This window comes from Rhizobacter sp. P2_D12 (assembly GCF_056404395.1).
The window spans coordinates 46,473-67,185 of the sequence record NZ_JBFUEB010000007.1 but is presented as its reverse complement, the minus strand read 5'-3'; the positions used below and the strand labels follow the sequence as shown (position 1 = coordinate 67,185).

The window sequence follows — 20,713 nt, the reverse complement described above, 5'->3', positions numbered from 1 at the left end:
TCAATCGAGTTCAGCGAACCTACCCGGTGATGATCGGGCGAAGCGTGTCGATCTCGCTCACGATGAAATCAAAGAACGCAGCAACGCGCGGGGTGCGGCGCAACTCCGGGGTCGTCAGCACGCGCCATATCCGCGTGAGTTCGGCGACCGGCTCGATCACCCGGACGAGATCGGGTTCCGCATCGCCCAGGGCGATCGGCAACGGGGCCACGCCGACCCCCGCCTTGGCGGAATGGACCAGGCCCAGCACGCTGTTGCTTCGTGCGACAAGCACCGCGTCTGGCGCGACCTTGCGCAACCAGGCCGAGATGCGGTGCTTTGCCATCGAGTCGTCGAACCCGACGAGGGCATGCCTGGCCAAGTCTTCGACACGCTGCGGGCGTCCGTGGCGTTCGATGTAGCTCGTGCTGGCGTAGACCGCCCAGACCGAATCGCCGATCTTTCGCCCGACAAGCCCGCCATCGTCGGTGTCGCCCGAGCGAAGCGCCACATCCGCTTCGCCCTTGGCCAAGTCGATGTATTTGTCGCTCATGACGAAGTGCACCTGCAGTGCGGGATGGCGCTGGCTGAACCGCTGCAGCAGGGTCGACTGGGTGATCCGGTAGACGATGGGCTCCGGGCAGGTCACACGAATGACACCCGTGACTTCGGCGGCGGCGACCACCAGGTGCTGCTTGAGCGCCGCCACCGCGTCCTCCACACGCTGGGCATGCGGCAGCAAGGATTGCCCGAACTCGGTCAGCCGGTAGCCGCTGGGCTGCCGCTGCACCAAGGGTTGGCCGAAGCGGCGTTCCAGTTCGGCCAGTCGCCGCTGCACCGTCGACTGGTCCAGGCCGAGCGCGCGGCCCGCCGCGAGCGTGCTGCCGTGCTGCGCCACGGCCAGCAAATGCTTCAGGTCGTCCCAGTCGAACTCTGGAGGGGTATGCGCCATTGCGGCCCCCATTTTGCAGCTTTGCGGCTGACGCAGACGCTTCCCGTCTCGTACGCTGAGTGACATGAACCCATCCGAAGCAGACACCCAGAAACACAAGGCCTTGGCGCGAGCGCATTGGGACGCCGCCGCGCGGGGCTGGGATGCGCATTCGCCCCAGATTCGCACCTGGTTGCGCAATGCGACCGACGCGATGATCGCCATGGCCGGCGTGAAGCCGGGTGCACGCGTGCTCGACGTGGCGGCCGGGGCCGCCGACCAGACGCTCGACATCGCCGAGCGCGTCGGGCGCGCAGGCGCCGTGGTGGCCACCGATCTGTCGCCGGCGCTCGTGGCACTCGCCCAGCAGCGGGTGCGGCGCGCCGGCTTCGCGCAGGTGCACTGTCGGGTGGCCGACGGCGAGGATCTGCAGGTGGAGGCTGCCTCGTTCGACGCGGCGGCCTGCCGGCTCGGGTTGATGTTGTTTCTCGACCCGCTCCAGGGCCTGCGCGAAATGCATCGCGCGCTGCGGCCCGGGGGCGGCGCGAGCACCGTGGTGTTTTCGGCACCCGAGCGAAATCCCTGCCTCGCGATCCTCATGACCACGGCGCTCAGGCATGCCGGGTTGCCCGCCCGCGACCCCTGCGCACCCGGCAGCCTGTTCAGCCTGGGGTCTCCCGGCCGCATCGACACGCTGTTCGGGGAAGCCGGGTTTCGCGATGTCGCGACCACGGCGGTGGATGCGGTGTTCCGCATGCCCTCGGTCGACGACTACCTGGCGTTCGTGCGGAGCTCGGCGAGCCCGATCCTCCAGATCCTCGCGGGGTTGAGCCCGGCCCGTGCCCAGGCTGCATGGGACGACATCCGAGAGCAACTGCGGGCCTTCGACACGCCGACGGGCTGGGAAGGTCCCAACGAACTGCTGATCACGGCGGCGCGCCGACCCTGAGGACCCCCTGGCCGGCGAGAGGGAGCCGGGCCTCGCCAGGGCCTGCTCTCACGCATCAGTGCACGGGCTCAATCCGAGACCTTCACCCAGTCATAGAAGGCCGGACCGCCGCCCCCGTTGTAGGTCCCCACGAAGCCGACGGCGCCGGACGAGTTGTTGCCGACCCAGTGGTTCAGCATCAGGCGCATCGGTGCCGCGATCGAGGTGTTGACCCGCCGGAACTCCATCTCCACGCCGGCATCGTTGACGTGGAACCAGCGCACGAAGGTCGGCCGCCACTCGAAGCCGATGGTCCTCCAGCCCGTGGCGATGGCGAACTGCTGGTAGTTCTGCCGGCCGGCCGTCCACACGTTGGTGTGCAGGACGGTACCCGCCTTGATGAACTCGATGTCGATCTCGAAGTGGTTGGACGTGCCCGCGTTGCCGGTGTAGAGAAAGAACGAGCTGTTGCCGCCGGGGATGGTGCCCGGTTGCATGCGGGTCACGAACTTGCCGTACTGGAAACTTTGCCAGGTGCGCACTTCAGCGCACTTCACGGCGCTGCGGTTGCTGCCGTTGACGTTCAGGTCCAGCCCGCCCCACCCCGTCAGCCACGCTTCGCTGAAGGCGAAGGTGCAGCCGAAGATGTCGCCATTGGCCCAGTTGGCGGTCTCCCAGGCCGATCCGTTGGGCCCGCCGGAGCCGTCGAAGCCGTCGAAGAAGTTGGTGGCCTGCGCGCTCAGGTGCAGGCCCATGGCCAGCACCGCGGCGAAGGCGCCCTTGACGATGGAATTGATCATGCTTGTCTCCTCGTTGTTGGTTGTCGTGCGTGATCAGGGGGCGAGCTTCACGGTGCCCACGGCCAGGTCGTGCGAGCCCGTGCTGGTGGCGCTGTTGATCACGTCGATCGCGAAGAGGCCGGCCTTGACGCTGCCGACTTTCGAGCCGGCGCCATTGCAGTAGTCCGGCAGCGGAAACATCGTGTCGTTCAGATCGATGACGAGTTCGGACTGGGTCGCGTTGACGATCGCCTGGGCCGTCGCCGTGCAGCCGTCGGCCGCCACGGGGCTCGGCTGGAGCTTGATCGACAGCACGCCATCGCTCGACGATTTCAGCTGGATCTTCAGCTTGGTGAAACCCGATGCGTTGAAGGCGCTGACCGGTGCGGCGCCGGTATTGCCGGGCGCGTAGACCCGGATCGCCGTGCCGGCATAGGCCTGGTCGCCCGACAGCGACGCGCTGAAGCTGACCTCGCTCGAGGCATAGGTCACCGTACCGGGAACCAGTTGATTGCCCTTCTCGGCAAACGAGTAGGTCTCGATCTTGCCGGCCTCGCTGGTGTCCGTTGCGCTCGCAGGGGTTGCGAATGCGACGTCGGCCGACGAAGGACCGGAGGGCGGTGCCGGCACCGGGGCCGGCGGTGGCGCAGAGGCCGCCGGTGAAGGGCTGCCCGACCCTCCGCCGCCGCAAGCCGCGAGCGCCACCGCGCTGAAGAGCGCCGCCAGGACGGTGCATGAACGCCGATGAATCTGATCCACTGATGTCTCCTGTGAAGTGACCCGTGGATGGTGTTCTCACGCTGGCGTAGCCGCAGTCGCGCCGTTGCGTTTGATCGTGCCGTTCTTGCGATCAATGCTCAATAGCACATCATCAAGCCGAACTTGTTGCGCTCGCAGATGACGACGCGCGCACGCACGGCCGGTTCGCCTGCCTTGCGCGCCGGCGCCGGCCTCGCCACGGAACGGGAGGCCGGTGCCGCGACGTTCACCGTGTCGCTGCCGCTCATCGCCGTCTTCCAGGCCGCAAGCCGCTCGCGCGACAAGGCGGCCAGCTCGTCCTTCTGGTAGATGCGCACATGGTCGACGAGCATCGGCTCGGGTCCCGCACCGACTTCCAGGTTCAGCAGGAAAGGCCATTGCTCGAAGACATCGCGCGCACCGGCGGGCAAGTCGGCGCGGAGCACCGCCTTCACCGCCACGTCGTCGATGGTCCAGCGGATCTTCTGCGGGTCCCATTCGAGCGAGACGCGGTGGAAACCGTCGCTCGAAGGCGGCATCTCCACCGGTGCATGGAACGCCGGCTCGTCGCCGATGCCCGGTGCATACAGGCCGAGATGGAGATCGGCCCCTTCCTTCTCGATCAAGGTGATCTCGCCGGCTTCCAGCCAGTCGAGCGATGTCAGCGGTGCCCCTTGCAACGAGACGCGGGCGGCACCGGCCGGCAGCTTCACGCGCAGCTCGATGCGGCCATAGATCATCGCGCCCGTCGGCCGCACGCGAAGGCTGCTCGCGGGCGGCAGCAGCAAGCGGCCATTGCCGTCGAATTGCGGGCTCGCGCCGCCGGGCGCCTTCTGCACGCGCCAGCGTTTGTCGTCGATCCGACCGTTCGCCGCCGCATCGAACTCGTCGGCCCAGGCGAGCCGCCACGCGGCATCCCGCGTCTCGCGGGGAACGGCCGCCGGCTCGCTCGCGGCGTTCAAGAACTCGATGCGCCCCACCTCGAAGCGCACCGGCTCCTGCGACGGTTCGTTGGCCGTGACCTCCACGCTCACGACGGCCGGGAGGGTCTGCGCAATGCTCGCGCCGTTGCCGGCGCAATAGGGCTCGGGCTCGAAAACGGCCAGCGGGATGTCGATGTCCATCGAGCCCCGCACGCGCTGCAGCAGCACCGGGTAGCAGCCGCTGTTCTGCAGCTTCGTGTCGGGGCCCTTGAGCCGGATGCGAAGCACCTGTTCGGTCGGTGACACGAGCCGGATGCGCAGGCTGCGGAAGACAGAAAGGTCGATCGCCGCGCCCCCGCGTCCCGCGCCGACGTCCACACCCAGCGTGCTCCAGGTGCTGCCATGCGCACGGCTCAAGCGGCCGGACACCCGCACCCCGCCGTCGTAGACGCCGAGCGGGTCGGCCACCACGTCGCCCGGCTTCTCGGAGATCTCGAGAAGACTCAGGGGCGCTCGCGCACGGCCGGCCGGGGTGGTCCTGAAATCCGCCCACACCACCGACGGCGGATCGGCGCCCCAGGCAGGGGCGGACAGCCATGCCGCGGCAAGCGCCGCCAGATGCCACGGTGCGCGCTTCATGTCGCGCTGACGGGCATGCACAGCTCGCAGCGCACGAACGGCGAACCGGGCGGCGGCGAGCCGGGTTCGCAGCGCTGGATGAAATGTCCTTCCGCGAGCTCGAAGGGGGATGTCGGCAGCCATTCGGTGAGCAACGTGTTCCAGCCGCGCCCGATCTCGCTCGACGGGCCTTCGTACCGCAGGCAGGCGGCCCAGTGCGCAGGCAGGCTCTTTCGCATGGCTCTCAGGCCGGGGTCCTGCCAGCCTGCGGGCAGCTCGACGCAGGCGTCCATGCGGCAATGCGCGGCGAGCGTGATGGCCGGGTCGTCGAGGCCGATGGACAGGATCGGCCGGTCCGACAAGCCCATGCTGTCGACCCAGGGCACGAAACGCGTGTGCAGGATCTCCGAGCTGTGGCCGTAGTCGCCGCGCTCGCGCATGTAGAGGTACTCCTTCGCCTCGAAGTGCCTGAGTTCGACACGGCAGCTCGCGGCGGTCCGGCCGTCGCCGGCCGGCGTTCGCCAGTCGTTCCACCCGCCCGAACGCCAACGGGAAGGCGTCATGCCGAAGTGCTCGCGGAAGGCGCGGGCGAATGCTTCCGGCGAGGCGAAACCGCAGTTGAGCGAGACGGCCGTGACCTTCTCGTTCGGACAGTGGCGCAGCCTGCCGGCAGCGGTCTCGAGCCGGCGCCGCCGCACGAACTCCTTCGCCGTCTCGCCGCTCCAGGCCAGGAAGAGCCGGTGGAAGTGGAACGGCGAGAACGCCGCGCAGTCGCTCAGCCGCTCCAGGCTCAGGTCTTTCGACAAATGCGTCTCGATGTGGTCCAGCACCTGCTCCATGCGCCGCAGGTGGTGGCTGCGCAGCGAGGGTTGCTCACGCGGGCGCACCGGCGCCTTCGACGGCCCGGCGCCGGCGGGCAGAAGAGCGTGCGCAAAACGGGGCTGCGCGGTGGCGCCGGCGACCAGGAGGTTCGTGTTCATCGGACAACTCGTCGGTTGAGGCCAGGACACTCAGCGGGCGTTGACCACGCGCCCTTCTGCATCGAACAGGTGGCAATGCTTCGATTCGGGCTGGAGCCAGACCACGTCGCCGGCATTCAGCGGGCGGCTTCCGCTCGCGAGCTTGACGGCCGCAGGCTCGGCCTGGCCGGCAAGGCGCGCGTAGGCGATGTCGCAATCGCCCAGGTGCTCGACCTGGTCGACCGTGGCCTTCAAGCCGCCGCCCGGGGCCGCGAAACCGAGGTGCTCGGGGCGCACGCCCAGCGTGAGCTCGCGCGCGGTGCCGCGCACCCCCTGGTCCGGCAGGAACACGCTGCCCGCGTCGCCCATCGAGAGGCGCAGGCCGGCGCCCTCCTGGCTGGCGATGCCGGGCAGGAAGCACATCTTCGGCGAACCGAGGAACCCGGCGACGAAGCGCGTGCCCGGGTTGTGGTACAGCTCCATCGGGCTGCCGACCTGCTCGATGCGGCCGGCATTGAAGACGGCAATGCGCGTGCCCAGCGTCATCGCTTCCACCTGGTCGTGCGTCACGTAGACCATCGTCGTGCCGAGTTCGCGATGCAGCCGGGCCAGCTCCATGCGCATCTGGACGCGCAGCGCGGCATCGAGGTTGGACAACGGTTCGTCGAAGAGGAAGACCTTCGGATGCCGCACGATGGCGCGGCCGATGGCCACGCGCTGGCGCTGCCCGCCGGACAGCGCCTTGGGCTTGCGATCCAGCAGCGGCACGATCTGCAGCATCTCGGCGGCGCGCATCACCGCCTTGTGCACTTCGGCCTTGCCGAGCCGGGTGAACTTGAGCGCGAAGCCGATGTTCTCGGCCACCGTCATGTGGGGATACAGCGCGTAGTTCTGGAACACCATCGCAACGCCGCGATCCACCGGCGGCAGGTCCTGCGACTCTTCGTCGCCGATGAAGATCTGCCCGGCGCTGATGTCTTCGAGACCGGCGATGGACCGCAGCAGCGTGGTCTTGCCGCAGCCCGACGGGCCCACGAAGACCATGAACTCGCCGGATCGGACATGCAGGTCGATGCCATGCAGCACGCGGGGGCCCTGGCCGTATTGCTTCTCGATGCCCTTGAGAGTCAGGTGAGTCATGTCAGTGTGGCTTCGGGGGGTTGCACCTCATCCCTTGACGGCGCCCGCCGACAGGCCCTCGATGAGACGGCGTGAAGAGACGGCGAAGAGGATCAGCAGCGGCAGCACGGTGATGGCCGACCCTGCGCTGATCGCGCCCCAGGGGGTCTGCCCGGTGCCCTGCAGCGAGCGCAGCACGAGCGGGGCGGTGAACATCTCCTGCTGGCTCATCACGAGCAGCGCACCGACGAAGTTGTTGTACGAACCGATGAAGGTGACGAGGCCCAGCGTGCCCATGGCCGGCCCGATGAGCGGCACGACGATGCGCCAGTAGATGCCGAACTCGCCGCAGCCGTCCATGCGCGCCGCCTCGACCAGCTCGCGCGGCACCGCCGAGCCGATGTACTGGCGCATCATGAACACGCCGAAGGCCGAGCAGGCGCCGGGCACGATGAGGGCGCGCGTGCTGTTGAGCCAGCCGATCTCGTTCATCAGCAGGACGAAGGGGATCATCCCGACGAAGGCGGGCAGCAGCATGGTTGCCATCAGGCCGGCGAACAGCGTGTCGCGCCCCGGGAACTCGTACATCGCGAAGGCATAGCCGCCCAGCGAGCACAGGAACAGGTTGAGCCCGGTGGCCGCAACGGCCACCCACAGCGACAGACCCAGGCTGTGCCAGAAGTGCGGGCGCAGCGCGACGAGTTGGTGGATGTTGTCGGCCAGCGCCGAGCCGAACCACAGCGGCGGCGGCATCGAGAGGATGTCGCTGTTGGTGTGCGTCGCGAAGACGAACATGAAGTAGAACGGCGCGAGCATGATGAGCGCGCCCAGCATCACGATGGCATAAGGCAGCCAACCCGAGGGCTTGAGGCTGCGCAACAGGAGCCGCGCGTGCCTGCGGCTCGTGGCCGGTGCCTTGGCGACGGGCTGGGCGGTGAGTTGCGATGCGGTCACGGCAGGTCAATCCTTGCGCCCGAGGGTGCGGTTGTTGAGCCACGTGAGCGCGGCGATCACCATGAACATCAGCCAGGCGACGGCCGACGCGGTGCCGAAGTCGCCATCGTTGAGGCCCACCTTGTACATCTGCATCGCCACCGTCTCGGCGACCTGCCCCACTCCGCCGCTGCCCCCGGTGAGGATGAAGGGCTCCTCGAAGAGCTGCAGGTTGCCGATGATGGTCAGCGTGACGGCCAGCAGCATCATGGGACGCAGCAAGGGCACCGTGATGTAGCGGAATTGCTGCCACAGCCCGGCACCGTCGATGGTCGCGGCTTCGTAGAGGTCCTTCGGGATGGTCTGCAGCGCCGACAGGTAGAGCACGGTGTTCCAGCCGACGAAGCGCCACCACACGATGAAGGAGACGATGGGCCGCGTGTACTCCGGCCGCCCCCAGTCGACGTTCTGCACGGGGAACAGCCAGGCAAGCGGGTGCACGCCGAACGTTTCCAGGCGGCCCAGGCCGGTGAGCACCTGGTTGATGACGCCGAAGTCGCGCGAGAACAGCGAGGAGAACACCAGCGTGATCGCCACGGTGTTGGTGATGTACGGCAGGAAGTACATCGCGATCACCGGGTTGCGCGCGCGGCGGAACTTCGTGTGGATGAAGAACGCGAGCGGAACCGCGATCAGGTGCTGGGGCAGGCCCGAGACGATGCCCAGCCAGAAGGTGTTGTACAGCGCGCGCCAGAAGTCGCGCGCGTACAGCTGCGACCAGAATTCGCCCGAGAAGAAGTGCGACCAAGGCAGGTCATCGAGCTGCAGCACGAAGGCGTAATTGCCCAGGCCCTCCCATTTCATGCCCGCCAGGCCCGCCGTCAGCTCCCAGCGAAAGAACGATGCATACGCGGAGAACAGCAGCGGGAACAGGCCGAAACCCAGGAAGAGGATGAAGAACGGCGCGACGAACACGTAGGGCATGAAGCGCCATGGCTTGAGCCTGCGCCGCTTCGTCTGCTTCGCCGGTGTTCCGATCGGGGCGGGAGCTGCGGACATGGGGAACGTACCAGTCTGGGTGGATCAGCGGCGGACGCGGCGTTCGATCGCCTTCTTCGCGTCGGCCAGCGCCGTTTTCACGTCCTTGTCCTGCTCCAGCACCTTGTCGAACTCGGCGCTCACGACTTCGGCGGCCACGGGGTCGAGCTTGTCCACTTCGGTGGCGGGGATCTTCGCCGCGATGGCCTTCCAGTCCTGGCGCGCCTTCTGACCGCCGAGGAAGTCCATGGGCTGGTCGACGAACGGATCGGTGGTGGCTTCGACCAGCGCCGGGAAGGCATCGAGCTCGCGGAAGGCGGCGATCTGCACCTCCTTGCTGGTCGTCATGAACTTCACGAAGTCCCAGGCGAGCTCCTTGTTCTTCGCCCCCTTGGGGATCGCGTAGAAGCTGCCGCCATACGAGGCGCTCACGCCTCCGGGGATGCCGGCCGAGCGCCAGTGGCCCTTGGTGTCCGGGGCGATCCAGTTCTTCAGGTGGCCGGCGAGCCAGGAGCCCATCATCTCCGAGGCGATGGTGCCGCGCTTGAAGCCTTCGCTCCACTCGTTGCTCCAGGCTCCGACGTTCGCATCGATGCCGGCCGCACGCGCCAGCTTGGCGGTCTCGAAGGCCTCCACGAAACGCGGCGACTCGACGAGGACCTTGCCCTTGGCGTCGAAGTAGATGCCTTCGCCGTCCTTCAGGCCCGAGCGGATGATGATGTCCTTGATCGCCGCGGCATGCGGGATCAGGTAGGCGCCGGTCTTCGCCTTGAGCGCCTTGCCGGCATCGATGAACGAGGCCCACGACCTGGTGAGCTGGGCCTCGGTGACGCCGGCCTTGTCCATCAGGTCCTTGCGATAGAACAGCGCACCCGGGCCGATGTCGGCCGGCATGGCGGCGAAGATGCCGCCGCGGCTGGTGGCCTGCGCCACCGCGAAGCGGAAGAACTTGTCCTTGTACTGCAGCGCGTTGTAGGGCGGCTTGGACAGGTCCTCCACTCCGCCGCCTTCGGCGAACTTGGCGACGAAGCCGATCTCGATGCCCATCACGTCGGGCAGGTTCGCCCCCGTGGCCAGCGCCGTGGTCATCGCGTTGTGGTGGTCGCCGTAGCCGAGAGCCACCAGCTTGATCTCGACTTCGGGGTGGATCTTCCTGTACAGCGGGATCGCCGCCTGCACCGAGCGGTCGAGGTCCTTGAACGATGCGACGGTCAGCACCGTCTGGGCGCTGGCGTGGCCCGTGGCCGATGCCAGCAGCATGGCGAGCCCGAGCGTGGTTGCGAATTTCACTTCATCTCCTGATAGGTTCCAACGACGCGCCCGTCCCGTCCGTGATGATCATCGTGCAAGCGCTTGCACGGCAGTGTAGGAACAGTGGATCGCCGCCGGCCCAGGGGGAACCCTGAAGGGACCTAGCCGATCTTGCGATTTCGTGGTTTGGTGCGCACCAGAACGGTGTGCGGTGTGTCAGCGGGTGACGGGGACGGCCTTGGTCGATTCGCGCACGATCAACTCCAGCTTCGCCATCGTCGCGCGCGGCGGCCTGCGGCCGTCAATGAGCGCCACGACGGCCCCCGCGGCCTCCCGCCCGAGGTCGCGCAGCGGCTGCCGCACCGTCGTCAAGGGCGGCAGCGAGAAGGAGGAATGCGACAGGTCGTCATAGCCCACGATGGACATGTCGTCCGGCACCCGCATCCCCCGCCTGTACAGCGAGAGCATCGCGCCATAGGCGGAGTCGTCGTTGGCGGCGAAAACGGCGCTGAACGGCAGGCCTCGATCGAGCAGCATGTTCATCGCCGCCACGCCCCCCGTCTCCACGTACCCGCCCGGCGCCACGAGCCGTTCGTCGAAGGGCAGTCCGGCCGCGACCAGGGTGTCGTGGTACCCGCGCCAGCGCTCTTCGGCATCCTGGCGCCCCGCGGGGCCCGCGATGAAGGCGATCCGGCGATGGCCGAGTTCGAGGAGGTGGCGCACCGCCTCGCAGGCGCCGGCGTAGTGGTCGAAGCAGAGCGAGTGCACCCGCATCGATGCCGACCGCCGCCCGAGCAGGACCATGGGCACGCCTTGCGCATGGCGGTCCAGCAGTTCGTCGTCCAGGTCGCCCACCAGCAGGATGACGCCGTCCACCCGGCGGCCCATCAGCGACATCAGCCGCTGCTCTTCCTCGACCTTGTTCCAGTGGCCGCTCGCGAAGACGGCTTCGTAGTGATGGCTGGCCAGCGCGTCCTCGACCCCGCGCATGGCCTCGTTGAAGAACGAGCTGGAAATCTCCTGCGTGAGGACACCGACGGTCATGGTGCGGCCCTTGGCCAGCCCGCGCGCGACCAGGTTGGGCCGGTAGTTCAGGCGCTTGATGCTGCTTTCGATGGCCGCGGCCTTCTCTTCGGCGACGACATGGGTGCCGCTCAGGTAGCGCGAAACCGTGCTCGTGGAAACCCCGGCCAGGCGTGCCACCTCTTCGAGAGTGACGCTCGTGTTTTCGATCGGCATCGCTTGATGATAGCGCTTGCGATCCTCCGCGAGAGATTCGCAAGAACGGTCAGGCAATTGGCACGCCGCCTCGTTGCAAGCGCTTGCATGAAGGGCTATCGTCCGGGCATGAAGCCTCAAGCCATCCAGTTCCCGCCGCGGTTCCTGTGGGGTGCCGCCACGTCCGCCTACCAGATCGAGGGCTCGCACGACGTCGACGGCCGCAAGCCGAGCATCTGGGACAGCTTTGCCCGGGTTCCCGGTCGCGTCGTCAACGGCGACAACGGCGACCTCGCCTGCGATTCCTACCGCCGGGTGGAGGAGGACGTGGCCCTGCTCAAGCAGCTTGGCGCCCGCGCCTACCGCTTCTCCATCGCCTGGCCGCGCGTCATCCCCGACGGGCGCGGCCCGGTCAATCCGCTGGGCATCGCCTACTACCAGCGGCTGGTCGCCCTGCTGCGCGACGCCGGCATCGCGCCGATGGTGACGCTCTACCACTGGGACCTGCCGCAGGCGCTGCAGGACGAGGGCGGATGGCTCAACCGCCGCAGCGCGGAAGACTTCGCGCACTTCGCGGGCGTGATGTTCGACGCATTGGGCGAAAGCGTGCCCTTCTGGTTCACGGTCAACGAGCCGTGGTGCGCATCCCTGCTGTCGCATGCCATGGGGGAACATGCCCCGGGCGAGCGCGACCTCGGCCGCGCCCTGACCGTGGCCCACCACCTGCTGCTCGGCCACGGCCTCGCGATGACCGAGTTCCGCCGACGCAAGCTCGGCGGGCAGATCGGCATGGCGCCCAACGTCGACTGGCGCGAACCCTATTCGCAGGCCCCCCAGGACGTCGCGGCCTGCGAGCGCGGCCTGGACTGGTTCAACCGCTGGTTCATCGACCCGATCTACCATGGCCGCTATCCGGCCGACATGCTCGCGCGCTATGCCGAGCTCGGCCTCGCGCCGCCGGTACAGGCCGGCGACATGGCGACCATCTCGCAGGCGCCCGACATGCTGGGCGTCAACTACTACACCGGCAGCTACGGCCTGGACCGGCCCGACCCGCTGCCGCTGCGCGCGCAGGACGACGCACGCACGCAGATGGACGCCTTGCGCAACCTGGATGGCGTCAACGTGGGCGGCTTCGCGAAGACAGACATCGGCTGGGACATCTACCCCGAAGGCTTCTACAAGGTGCTGCTGTGGCTGCGCGACGAATACGGCAACCCGCCGCTGTTCATCACGGAGAACGGCGCCTGCGACAACACCCTGCCCGGCGCCGACGGGCGGGTGCACGACGCCGTCCGCGTCGAGTACCTGCATCGTCACGTCATCGCGGTGCATCGCGCCATGCGTTCGGGCTGCGACATCCGCGGCTACCTGGCCTGGTCGCTGCTCGACAACTTCGAGTGGACGTTCGGCTACGGCAAGCGCTTCGGCCTCGTGCACACGGACTTCGAAACGCTCAAGCGCACGCCGAAGGACAGCTTCCATTGGTACAGCCAACTCATCGCCGACAACGGCTGCAACGCATGAACGCCACGACTTCGCACGCCACTCCCATGCGCTCGGCCGTTCGATGCGCCGGCGTCCTCGCGCTGGCCGTGGCGACCTGGGCGAACGCGCAGGTCGCCACGGTGCGCATCGACCCATCCCGCACGGGTCCTGCCGTCAATCGGCAGGTGTTGTCCGGCTTCAACTTCGGCAACTGGATGTCGGTGACCGAGTTCCGCGACGAGCTCGCCAAGGTCCCGGCCGCTGCGCTGCGCTTTCCCGGCGGCAACATCGGCGACGAGCACGACATGGACGAGGCGACGCTGGACGCCTTCAAGTCGCTCCTGTCGCAGGTCGAGGGCGAACGCGAACTGCTGGTGCAGACCCGCGTGTTCCAAGGGCGGCCCGACCGCCCTGCCGCCAACGCGCCGCAGGACGCGGCCCGCGCCGTGCGCATGGCCCGCGCTCGCGGGCTGAACGTCAGGATCTGGGAGATCGGCAACGAGCCCGACCTGTTCAGCGCCGTGCGGGGTGACGCCAGCTGGACGGTCCAGCGCTATTGCGATGTCTTTCGCGCGCAGGCCGCGGCGATTCGCCGCGAAGACCCGAAGGCCTTGATCGCCGGCCCCGCCGTCTCCGGCGCCCAGCCCGGCGCACCGCTCTTCCTCGAGCGCTTCGTCGAGCTGTGCGGCGACGTCGTGGATGTGCTGACCTGGCACATCTACCCCACCGAAGGCGACGGTACGGAAGAGGCCGCGCTCGCCACGGTCACCGAAGTCGACCGCTCGATCGCGCGCTTCTCCGCACTTTGGAAGGACCGCTCGCGCAACCCGCTCGGCCACGGGAGGAGCATCCGGTTCGGCGTGACGGAATATGGCCTGTCGTGGCGCACCGACCGGCCACGCTTCCTGTCCGACCAGGTGGGCGCGATGTGGGCGGCCGAATCGGCCTTGCGCATGGCGCAGCAGGGGGTGAACCTGGCCCACTACTTCGCCTACATGGGAACCGGATTCCACGGGCTGCTGGACACCGGGGGCGTACCGCGCCCGACCTACTACGGCTTCGGCCTGCTGGGCAAGCTGGACGGCTCCTTCGTCGAAGCGACGAGCAGCGACTCGATGCTGTGGGCCCATGCGACGAAGACGGGCTCGCAGCTTCAACTCGTGCTGTTCAACACCCGCACGCAGGCCCAGCCGGTGCGCATCGACGGGCAGGCCGCGCTGACGCTCAAGGATGCGCGCTTCTTCGACGCGGGCATCGCGGAAGAGGAGAAGCCGTTGCAGCCCCTGGCCGCGCAGGCGGGACGCACGATCACCTTGCCCGCCCGCTCGATGGCGATCGTCACGCTGGAGGCGGCACCGTGAGGCCCGATCGACTCCTGCGCCGCCGCCTCCTCGCCGCCTCGGTGCTCGGCATGGGCCTGCCGGCCTGCGGCAGTTCGCCGAAGAATGCGTCGGCGCTCGACGACGCGCTGGCACTTCCGGTCCTCGTCGACCGCGACGAGAACGGCGGCCGCGGCATCTTCTTCGGCATCTTCCGCGAGAACGCGCTGCCCGATGTACTGGTCGACGCGCAGGCCGACCTGCGCCGCCAGCCTGCGGCCGCGATGTGGTTCACGCGCTTCGGCGCGGCTTTCCCGGAGTCGCAGATCCGCTTCCTCGCGCAGCGCGGCGTGGCGGCGCAAGTGACCTGGGAGCCCTGGGGCTTCGACAACAGCCCCGTGCCGCTCGCCGAGATCGTCGCAGGCAAGTGGGATGCAACGATCGACGCCTGGGCGCAGGGCGCCGCGCGCATCGACCACCCCTTCATGCTGCGCGTGGGCCATGAATTCAATGGCGACTGGTATCCCTGGTGCCTGGTGAAGAACGGCCGCCAGCCCCAGCTCTTTGCGCAGGCCCACCGCCACATCGTCGAGCGCTTTCGCGCGGCCGGCGCGAACAAGGTCCGCTGGGTCTGGTGCTTCAACAACGACAGCACGCCCGCGGAGTCCTGGAACGACCCGCGCGCGGCCTACCCCGGCGACGCGTACGTCGACTGGATCGGCATCGACGGCTACAACTTCGGCACCAGCCAGAACTGGTCGCACTGGACGCCCTTCAGCCAGGTCTTCGGCCGCGCGGTCGGGATGGCCCGCGAGATCGCGCCGTCCAAGCCCATCGTGCTGTCCGAGCTCGGTTGCTCCGAGACCGGCGGCGACAAGGTCGCGTGGATCGAGCGCATGTTCAGCGACATCGAGACGCTGCCCAACGTCCGGGCCTTCACCTGGTTCGACATCGTCAAGGAGACCAGCTGGGCGCTGACCTCCAGCAACGACAGCTGGATCGCCGCCATCCACGGCCTTCGCCGCGCGTCCATCCGCGGGAACGGGAACGCGCTCCTGTCCATCACCACCACGGGGAAACCGGCATGAACACCAGAAGCACCGCAAGCCGTGCATGGCTCGCAGGAACGATCGTCGGGGCATTTGCGGCGGGCTGCGCCACGGCGCCTGCGCCGACGCCCGCATCCGCCGAGCCGGCGGTCGACGGTAACCGCCTCGTGCTCGCGACCATGAAGGCCGGCAGCGGGACCGATCAAGGCGCCTCCACCGATGGCTTCGCGTACGCCGAGAAGGCCGGCGACGCGTCCGTGGGCAAGCTGGCGGCTGCCAACGGGGTCGCCCGCGTGACCGGCGTCATCTGGCCGCAGAAGGGCAGCACCTGGGCCGGGGTCGGCTTCACCGTCGGCGTGGGCGACGGCGGCAAGCCGATGGATGCCTCGGCCTACAAGACCTTGACGCTGCAACTCGCTGCCAGCACGCCGGGCGTGCTGCGCATCCGCGTGCTCGGCGACGAAAAGGCCATTCGCGACGCGGGCTGCTACCCCGTCGTGCTGCAGCCGGTCACGCCGGAACTGCGCGAGTACAGCATCTCGCTGGCGCGCTTCGCCTCGGAGTCGTATTGCGGTGCCAATGCGCGCACCGTTGCGGTCACGCAGGGCGCACTGTCGGCCGTGGAAGTGGCCGACGCCAAGGTGGGCGCCGGCAAGCGCGACATCGACTTCCAGGTGGGCCGCATCACGCTGGGTCGCTGACTGGGTGGAATCAGAGGGAGAAGCCGAGCAGCGCGGCGACGCCGGCCTCCTTGTTGGGGCGCGCGAAACCGTCGCGCGTCAGCCGGCTCATCTTGATCGTCAGCGTGTCGGTCATGAACCACTTGTCGTACAGCGCGTTGATCTCGCCACTCGAGTAGAGCCGCATCAGGCTGCGGTCCACCGCCGCCAGCAAGGCCTTGTCACCCTTTCGGACCATCACCGCATAGGGCTCGACCGAGAGGGCCAGCGGGCTCACCTCGAGCGAATCGAGCGCCTTGTCGGCGGACACCAGGCCGAGCAGCAATGAGTCGTCCTGCGGGAAGGCCCGAGCCCGGCCGTCCTTCAGCGCCTGGTACGCCTCGGCATTGCTGGTGTACGACTGGAACTGCGCACGCAGTTCTCCATCGGCCAATTGCTGGAACAGCTTCTCCGAGGTCGTGCCCTTGATGAGCGCGATGGGCAGCCCGTTCAGATCCTTCACCGCGTTGACCTGGATGCTCCTGGGCGTGAGAACCCGCATCGAGGCCACGAAGAACGAGTAGCTGAAATCGACCTTCTGCTGGCGCGCCCGGGTGTTGGTCGTCGACCCGCATTCGAGGTCGATTTCGCCGGCCTGCAGCTTGGGAATGCGCTCCGCGCCGCTGACGACCTTGAACTGCACCTTGAGCTCGCCGAGCTTCAGCTCGCGCCTGATCTCGTCGACGGCGTTCATGCACAGGTCGACCGAGTAGCCGACGGGTTGCTTCTGCTCGTTCAGGAACGAGAACGGCCGGGCCGATTCGCGCACGCCGATGGTGATGGTCCGGCTGTCGCGGATCCGGGCCAGGGTGTCGCCGTGGGATTGCGACCACGCAGCGCCGCCGGAACCGAGAAGCAGCAAGCACAGCAACACGCGAGGCTGAAATGAAGACATGGCCTGGACTCCGCCCAAAACCCGAAGTCTGGATGTCGCGCCCACAAAAAAAATGATCGACTGTCGATCGACTCGTGATCGCGGACAGCGCGCAGCCACTCGATTCGATGTAAATCGGGTGCGGTGAAATTGCATCCTGTTGCACTGCGTCTCGCTGCGCCAACGCCCCCGCGTGGCATCCATCGACTCCGCAAGTTTCGTCAGTTTCCCCGACATCGCGACTCACACAATCGCGCCGAAATCGGGAGCGCAGCACATCGAATGACATGGGCGCGCAGCACTTTGACGCAACAGGATCTTCACGATGAGCATGCCAAGCCAACGACCCAGACGCGCCACTGCGACGAGCGCACTGCTGTGCGCCATGGTGCTGTCTGCCTGCGGAGGAGGCAATGACCCGGGCACCGCTCCGGCACCGGTGGGGTCGGCACCTGCACCAGCACCAGCACCAGCACCAGCACCAGCACCTGCACCCGCGCCAGCGCCAGCGCCAGCGCCAGCGCCAGCGCCAGCGCCAGCGCCAGCGCCCGCACCCGCACCTGCACCTGCACCTGCACCTGCACCTGCACCTGCACCTGCACCTGCGCCCGCACCTGCGCCTGCACCTGCGCCCGCACCTGCGCCTGCTGCTCAGATCACCTGGCCCGATCCCGCAGCCATCGACTGGGGAACGGCCCTCAGCACGGCCCAGTTGAACGCGACTTCGAGCGTCCCGGGCACATTCGCGTATTCACCCGCGGTGGGTGCGAAACCCGAGGTCGGTGTCCAGACGCTGTCGCTCACGTTCACGCCGCAGGACAAGACCCGGTATTCGGCGAGCACCGTCGTGCGCAAGCTGATGGTCCACAAGGCCCAGCCGCCGGTCAGGTGGGACCTCCCCTCTGCCGTGCTCCAGGGGACCGCGCTCACGTCCTCGCAGATCACCACCGCACCCTACGCGATCTACGGCGTCCAGGGCACGGCCGATCCGGCCTCCTACATGACCGCCGACGGCAAGCCCCTGGGCAGCGCCACGACGGCATCCGCCGGGAGCGCCCTCGTCCAGGCCACGTTCGTCCCGAAGGACAGCGCGCACTACATCTCGTCGGTCATCAGCACCACGCTGACCATCGTGCCGGCCCCGAGCACGGCCGCCATCGACTTCGGCGATGCGAAGCAGACCATCCAGGGATTCGGCGGCTCGGCCGCCTGGTACTACAACAAGATGTCGGACGATCGCATGAACGTCCTGTTCGGCACCAGCGTCGCCGACAGCCTCGGGTTGAGCATCCTTCGACTGCGGATCGCGCCCGCCGCCTGGAACGCGTCCACCAGGACGGCCGATACCAACCAATGGACCGCAGAACTGGAGAACGGCATCGCCGCCCAGTCGCGCGGCGCCCTGGTCTTCGCGTCGCCGTGGTCGCCTCCGGCGAGCATGAAGATCGTCAACGCCGATCGCACGAACCCGCTCTACAGCGGGCGCCTCGACCCCGCGAAGTATGCGGACTACGCCCAGTACCTGAACGCCTACATCCGGTATGCCGCCACGCGCAATGTGAAGCTCTACGCCGTGTCGCTGCAGAATGAACCGGACTGGGACCCGCAGGACTACGAGTCCTGCCTGTGGAACGCCGACGAGATGACGGCCTGGGTCAGCGGCCACGGTGCGACGGCGGTCTCGGGGACCACGACCAAGCTGATGGCGCCGGAGTCCTTCTACTACTCGCAGGCCACCACCGACACGCTGCTGGCAGACGCCAAGGCCGCCAGCAACCTCTCGATCGTCGGCGGCCACCTCTACGGCGGCACGCCGAACTACTCCAGCGCGGCCGGCAAGCTCGGAAAAGAGGTCTGGATGACGGAGCACTTCCTGGATTCCGTCAACAAGTCCGACGCCAAGGCGTCATGGCCGACCAGCATCGATGACGCCATCGCCATGGCCAAGGAAATCCACGACGGCCTGACGCTGTCGCAGTACAACGCGTACGTCCATTGGTGGCTCGTCAACTCCAACGACTCGACACCGACCGGCCTGATCGGCACGAACAACAAGCCGACCTATTTCGGCATCGGCCTGAAGCATTTCTCGTACTTCATTCGTCCGGGCTACGTCCGTTACGACGCGACATCGCTGCCGCAAAAGGGCGTCCGCGTCTCGGCGTTCGGAACACCCGCCGGCACGGCCGACAACAAGGCCGTGGTCGTGCTCGTGAACGAGAACGCGACCGACGTCACCCTGACGACGTCGATCGCCCCCGCGGGTCGATCGCTGACCAGCCTGACGCCGTACCGCACCACCGGGACCGCCACGTTCGAGCGACAGCCCGCGATCGGCGTCAGCGCGAACGCGTTCTCCATTTCGCTGCCGGCCAAGAGCATCACGACCTTGGTCAACTGAGAAAGTCGATCGACGCGCCATCGCGCCGTCGCCGGCCGCCGGCAGCCGCCGGTGGCCGCCACCCGATCCGTTCAACACATCAAGGGAGACGAACAGTGAGCACCTCACGCATCTTCACGGCCATGAGCCGCGCCATGATCTGCACCACGGCAACCCTCGGTTTGCTGGGTTCGGCCGGCCTGGCGCACGCGCAGCTGGCCGTCGGCAAGCCCAAGTTCCTGGGCAACATCATTGCCGGCAACCCGCCCGGCAACTTCAGCGCCTACTGGAACCAGGTCTCGCCGGAGAACGCCGGGAAATGGGGCTCGGTCGAACCGGTGCGCGGCCAGATGAACTGGGGCCCGCTCGACGCGGCCTACAACTACGCGCGGTCCAATGGCTTCCCGTTCAAGCAGCACACCTTCGTGTGGGGTTCGCAGGAGCCGAACTGGATCGGCGGCCTGAGCGCTGCGCAGCAGGCCGCCGAGGTCGAGGACTTCATCCGCCAGTACTGCCAGCGCTACCCGCAGACGCAGTACATCGACGTGGTCAACGAGCCGCTGCATCAACCGGCCAGCTACCGCGCAGCCCTGGGCGGCGCCGGCGCCACCGGCTGGGACTGGATCGTCTGGTCGTTCCAGAAGGCCCGCCAGCACTGCCCCAACGCCAAGCTCCTCATCAACGAGTACGGCCTCGTCGGCAACCCCGACGAGCTGAACCGCTACAAGGGCATCGTCAACATCCTCAAGTCGCGCGGGTTGATCGACGGCGTGGGCACCCAGTCGCACTACTTCAGCCTGGACGACGTGCCGGCTTCCTTGATCACGCAAAGCCTGGACTCGCTGGCCCAGACCGGCCTGCCGATCTACGTGTCCGAGCTGGACATGACCGGCGACGACGCCACGCAGCTGACACGCTATCAACAGAAGTTCCCGCTCATGTGGACGCATCCGGCCGTCGCGGGCGTCACGTTGTGGGGCTACCTCGAAGGCCAGACCTGGGTGGCCAACTCCCACCTCGTGCGCCGTGACGGCAGCGAGCGGCCCGCGCTGACCTGGCTCGCCAACTACGTGCGCAACAACAACCCCGGCGGCGGTGGCGGCACGCCCAGCAAGACCATCGTCGTGCGCGCACGCGGAACCTCGGGCCAGGAGCGCGTGACCCTGCGCATCGGCGGCACCGAAGTGAAGACCTGGACGCTCGGCCGGACCATGACCAACTACACGTTCACGACCAGCCTGTCGGGCGGCAGCACCGTGGAGTTCACCAACGATGCCGCCGGCCGCGACGTCCAGGTCGACTACCTGAGCGTGAACGGCAACGTGCGGCAGGCCGAGAACCAGACCTACAACACCGGCGTGTACCAGAACGGCCGGTGCGGGGGCGGCAGCGGCCGCAGCGAATGGCTGCACTGCAACGGCGCCATCGGATTCGGCGACCTGTAGGCCTTCCTCACCGCAAAAGGAGAAC

General features: G+C 67.7%; 19 protein-coding genes. 7 read left to right on the top strand and 12 right to left on the bottom strand.

What is annotated here, in order from left to right:
- Window positions 1-19: 19 nt before the first annotated feature.
- Entirely contained in the window at window positions 20-997 is a 978-nt protein-coding gene (locus tag AC1DYN_RS03830; RefSeq protein ID WP_477957782.1) for a LysR family transcriptional regulator, read from the bottom strand.
- On the opposite strand from AC1DYN_RS03830, the gene AC1DYN_RS03825 reads away from it, so the two are divergent.
- Complete coding sequence (locus AC1DYN_RS03825; protein ID WP_477957781.1) at window positions 996-1,859, top strand: class I SAM-dependent methyltransferase; 864 nt, start codon at window positions 996-998, stop codon at window positions 1,857-1,859. The two genes, AC1DYN_RS03830 and AC1DYN_RS03825, sit on opposite strands and share 2 nt — an antisense overlap.
- Window positions 1,860-1,927: 68 nt before the next feature.
- On the opposite strand, the gene AC1DYN_RS03820 is transcribed toward AC1DYN_RS03825, so the two are convergent.
- From AC1DYN_RS03820 to AC1DYN_RS03780, 9 genes are all read right to left on the bottom strand, one after another.
- Window positions 1,928-2,638, bottom strand: a complete 711-nt coding sequence (locus tag AC1DYN_RS03820) for a family 16 glycosylhydrolase (protein WP_477957780.1) — start codon at window positions 2,636-2,638, stop codon at window positions 1,928-1,930.
- Between the two features lie 33 nt (window positions 2,639-2,671).
- Window positions 2,672-3,376, bottom strand: a complete 705-nt coding sequence (locus AC1DYN_RS03815; RefSeq protein ID WP_477957779.1) for a hypothetical protein — start codon at window positions 3,374-3,376, stop codon at window positions 2,672-2,674.
- A gap of 98 nt (window positions 3,377-3,474) precedes the next feature.
- Window positions 3,475-4,917, bottom strand: coding sequence for a glycoside hydrolase family 16 protein (locus tag AC1DYN_RS03810; protein ID WP_477957778.1), 1,443 nt, complete (start codon window positions 4,915-4,917; stop codon window positions 3,475-3,477).
- Complete coding sequence (locus tag AC1DYN_RS03805) at window positions 4,914-5,876, bottom strand: AraC family transcriptional regulator (protein WP_477957777.1); 963 nt, start codon at window positions 5,874-5,876, stop codon at window positions 4,914-4,916. The genes AC1DYN_RS03810 and AC1DYN_RS03805 overlap by 4 nt, the downstream gene beginning before the upstream one ends.
- Window positions 5,877-5,906: 30 nt before the next feature.
- The gene (locus tag AC1DYN_RS03800) at window positions 5,907-6,995 is read right to left on the bottom strand and encodes an ABC transporter ATP-binding protein (RefSeq protein ID WP_477957776.1); all 1,089 of its coding nucleotides are present in this window, start codon (window positions 6,993-6,995) and stop codon (window positions 5,907-5,909) included.
- A gap of 27 nt (window positions 6,996-7,022) precedes the next feature.
- A complete protein-coding gene (locus AC1DYN_RS03795) occupies window positions 7,023-7,928 on the bottom strand; it encodes a carbohydrate ABC transporter permease (protein WP_477957775.1) in 906 nt (301 codons plus the stop codon).
- A gap of 6 nt (window positions 7,929-7,934) precedes the next feature.
- On the bottom strand, window positions 7,935-8,966 hold the full coding sequence (locus AC1DYN_RS03790; RefSeq protein ID WP_477957774.1) for a carbohydrate ABC transporter permease: 1,032 nt from the start codon (window positions 8,964-8,966) through the stop codon (window positions 7,935-7,937).
- A gap of 24 nt (window positions 8,967-8,990) precedes the next feature.
- Window positions 8,991-10,235, bottom strand: a complete 1,245-nt coding sequence (locus tag AC1DYN_RS03785) for an ABC transporter substrate-binding protein (protein ID WP_477957773.1) — start codon at window positions 10,233-10,235, stop codon at window positions 8,991-8,993.
- A 177-nt stretch (window positions 10,236-10,412) separates the two neighbouring features.
- Window positions 10,413-11,435: a LacI family DNA-binding transcriptional regulator gene (locus tag AC1DYN_RS03780; protein WP_477957772.1), complete on the bottom strand. Its 1,023-nt coding sequence runs from the start codon at window positions 11,433-11,435 to the stop codon at window positions 10,413-10,415.
- A gap of 108 nt (window positions 11,436-11,543) precedes the next feature.
- On the opposite strand from AC1DYN_RS03780, the gene AC1DYN_RS03775 reads away from it, so the two are divergent.
- The 4 genes from AC1DYN_RS03775 to AC1DYN_RS03760 are packed head-to-tail and all read left to right on the top strand — an operon-like array spanning window position 11,544 to window position 15,971.
- Window positions 11,544-12,941, top strand: coding sequence for a GH1 family beta-glucosidase (locus AC1DYN_RS03775; protein WP_477957771.1), 1,398 nt, complete (start codon window positions 11,544-11,546; stop codon window positions 12,939-12,941).
- Window positions 12,938-14,263 carry a GH39 family glycosyl hydrolase gene (locus tag AC1DYN_RS03770; RefSeq protein ID WP_477957770.1) on the top strand — a complete coding sequence of 442 codons (1,326 nt, stop codon included), beginning with the start codon at window positions 12,938-12,940 and terminating at the stop codon, window positions 14,261-14,263. The genes AC1DYN_RS03775 and AC1DYN_RS03770 overlap by 4 nt, the downstream gene beginning before the upstream one ends.
- Complete coding sequence (locus AC1DYN_RS03765) at window positions 14,260-15,309, top strand: glycoside hydrolase family 26 protein (RefSeq protein WP_477957769.1); 1,050 nt, start codon at window positions 14,260-14,262, stop codon at window positions 15,307-15,309. Before AC1DYN_RS03770 ends, AC1DYN_RS03765 begins: the two co-directional genes overlap by 4 nt.
- Window positions 15,306-15,971, top strand: coding sequence for a hypothetical protein (locus AC1DYN_RS03760; protein WP_477957768.1), 666 nt, complete (start codon window positions 15,306-15,308; stop codon window positions 15,969-15,971). The genes AC1DYN_RS03765 and AC1DYN_RS03760 overlap by 4 nt, the downstream gene beginning before the upstream one ends.
- A 10-nt stretch (window positions 15,972-15,981) precedes the next feature.
- Here AC1DYN_RS03760 and AC1DYN_RS03755 read toward each other — a convergent pair whose 3' ends face one another.
- Both AC1DYN_RS03755 and AC1DYN_RS03750 read right to left on the bottom strand, forming a co-directional pair.
- Window positions 15,982-16,884 carry an amino acid ABC transporter substrate-binding protein gene (locus AC1DYN_RS03755; RefSeq protein WP_477957767.1) on the bottom strand — a complete coding sequence of 301 codons (903 nt, stop codon included), beginning with the start codon at window positions 16,882-16,884 and terminating at the stop codon, window positions 15,982-15,984.
- 299 nt (window positions 16,885-17,183) lie between these two features.
- On the bottom strand, window positions 17,184-17,501 hold the full coding sequence (locus AC1DYN_RS03750; RefSeq protein ID WP_477957766.1) for a hypothetical protein: 318 nt from the start codon (window positions 17,499-17,501) through the stop codon (window positions 17,184-17,186).
- 122 nt (window positions 17,502-17,623) lie between these two features.
- Between AC1DYN_RS03750 and AC1DYN_RS03745 the strand changes: the two genes are divergently transcribed.
- Together AC1DYN_RS03745 and AC1DYN_RS03740 are read left to right on the top strand one after the other, a co-directional pair.
- Window positions 17,624-19,264 (top strand): glycoside hydrolase family 30 beta sandwich domain-containing protein, encoded by a 1,641-nt coding sequence (locus AC1DYN_RS03745; RefSeq protein ID WP_477957765.1) that lies wholly within the window; start codon window positions 17,624-17,626, stop codon window positions 19,262-19,264.
- Window positions 19,265-19,359: 95 nt separating this feature from the next.
- Window positions 19,360-20,688: an endo-1,4-beta-xylanase gene (locus AC1DYN_RS03740; protein ID WP_477957764.1), complete on the top strand. Its 1,329-nt coding sequence runs from the start codon at window positions 19,360-19,362 to the stop codon at window positions 20,686-20,688.
- The last annotated feature ends 25 nt before the right edge of the window (window positions 20,689-20,713 follow it).

Excerpts from the sequence above, each read along its gene's own strand:
- AC1DYN_RS03810 (WP_477957778.1), bottom strand. The coding sequence starts at position 4,917 with ATGAAGCGCGCACCGTGGCATCTGGCGGCGCTTGCCGCGGCATGGCTG.
- AC1DYN_RS03805 (WP_477957777.1), bottom strand. The coding sequence starts at position 5,876 with ATGAACACGAACCTCCTGGTCGCCGGCGCCACCGCGCAGCCCCGTTTT.
- AC1DYN_RS03775 (WP_477957771.1), top strand. The coding sequence starts at position 11,544 with ATGAAGCCTCAAGCCATCCAGTTCCCGCCGCGGTTCCTGTGGGGTGCC.
- AC1DYN_RS03825 (WP_477957781.1), top strand. The coding sequence starts at position 996 with ATGAACCCATCCGAAGCAGACACCCAGAAACACAAGGCCTTGGCGCGA.
- AC1DYN_RS03760 (WP_477957768.1), top strand. The coding sequence starts at position 15,306 with ATGAACACCAGAAGCACCGCAAGCCGTGCATGGCTCGCAGGAACGATC.
- AC1DYN_RS03770 (WP_477957770.1), top strand. The coding sequence starts at position 12,938 with ATGAACGCCACGACTTCGCACGCCACTCCCATGCGCTCGGCCGTTCGA.
- AC1DYN_RS03790 (WP_477957774.1), bottom strand. The coding sequence starts at position 8,966 with ATGTCCGCAGCTCCCGCCCCGATCGGAACACCGGCGAAGCAGACGAAG.
- AC1DYN_RS03755 (WP_477957767.1), bottom strand. The coding sequence starts at position 16,884 with ATGTCTTCATTTCAGCCTCGCGTGTTGCTGTGCTTGCTGCTTCTCGGT.
- AC1DYN_RS03800 (WP_477957776.1), bottom strand. The coding sequence starts at position 6,995 with ATGACTCACCTGACTCTCAAGGGCATCGAGAAGCAATACGGCCAGGGC.
- AC1DYN_RS03780 (WP_477957772.1), bottom strand. The coding sequence starts at position 11,435 with ATGCCGATCGAAAACACGAGCGTCACTCTCGAAGAGGTGGCACGCCTG.
- AC1DYN_RS03830 (WP_477957782.1), bottom strand. The coding sequence starts at position 997 with ATGTCACTCAGCGTACGAGACGGGAAGCGTCTGCGTCAGCCGCAAAGC.
- AC1DYN_RS03820 (WP_477957780.1), bottom strand. The coding sequence starts at position 2,638 with ATGATCAATTCCATCGTCAAGGGCGCCTTCGCCGCGGTGCTGGCCATG.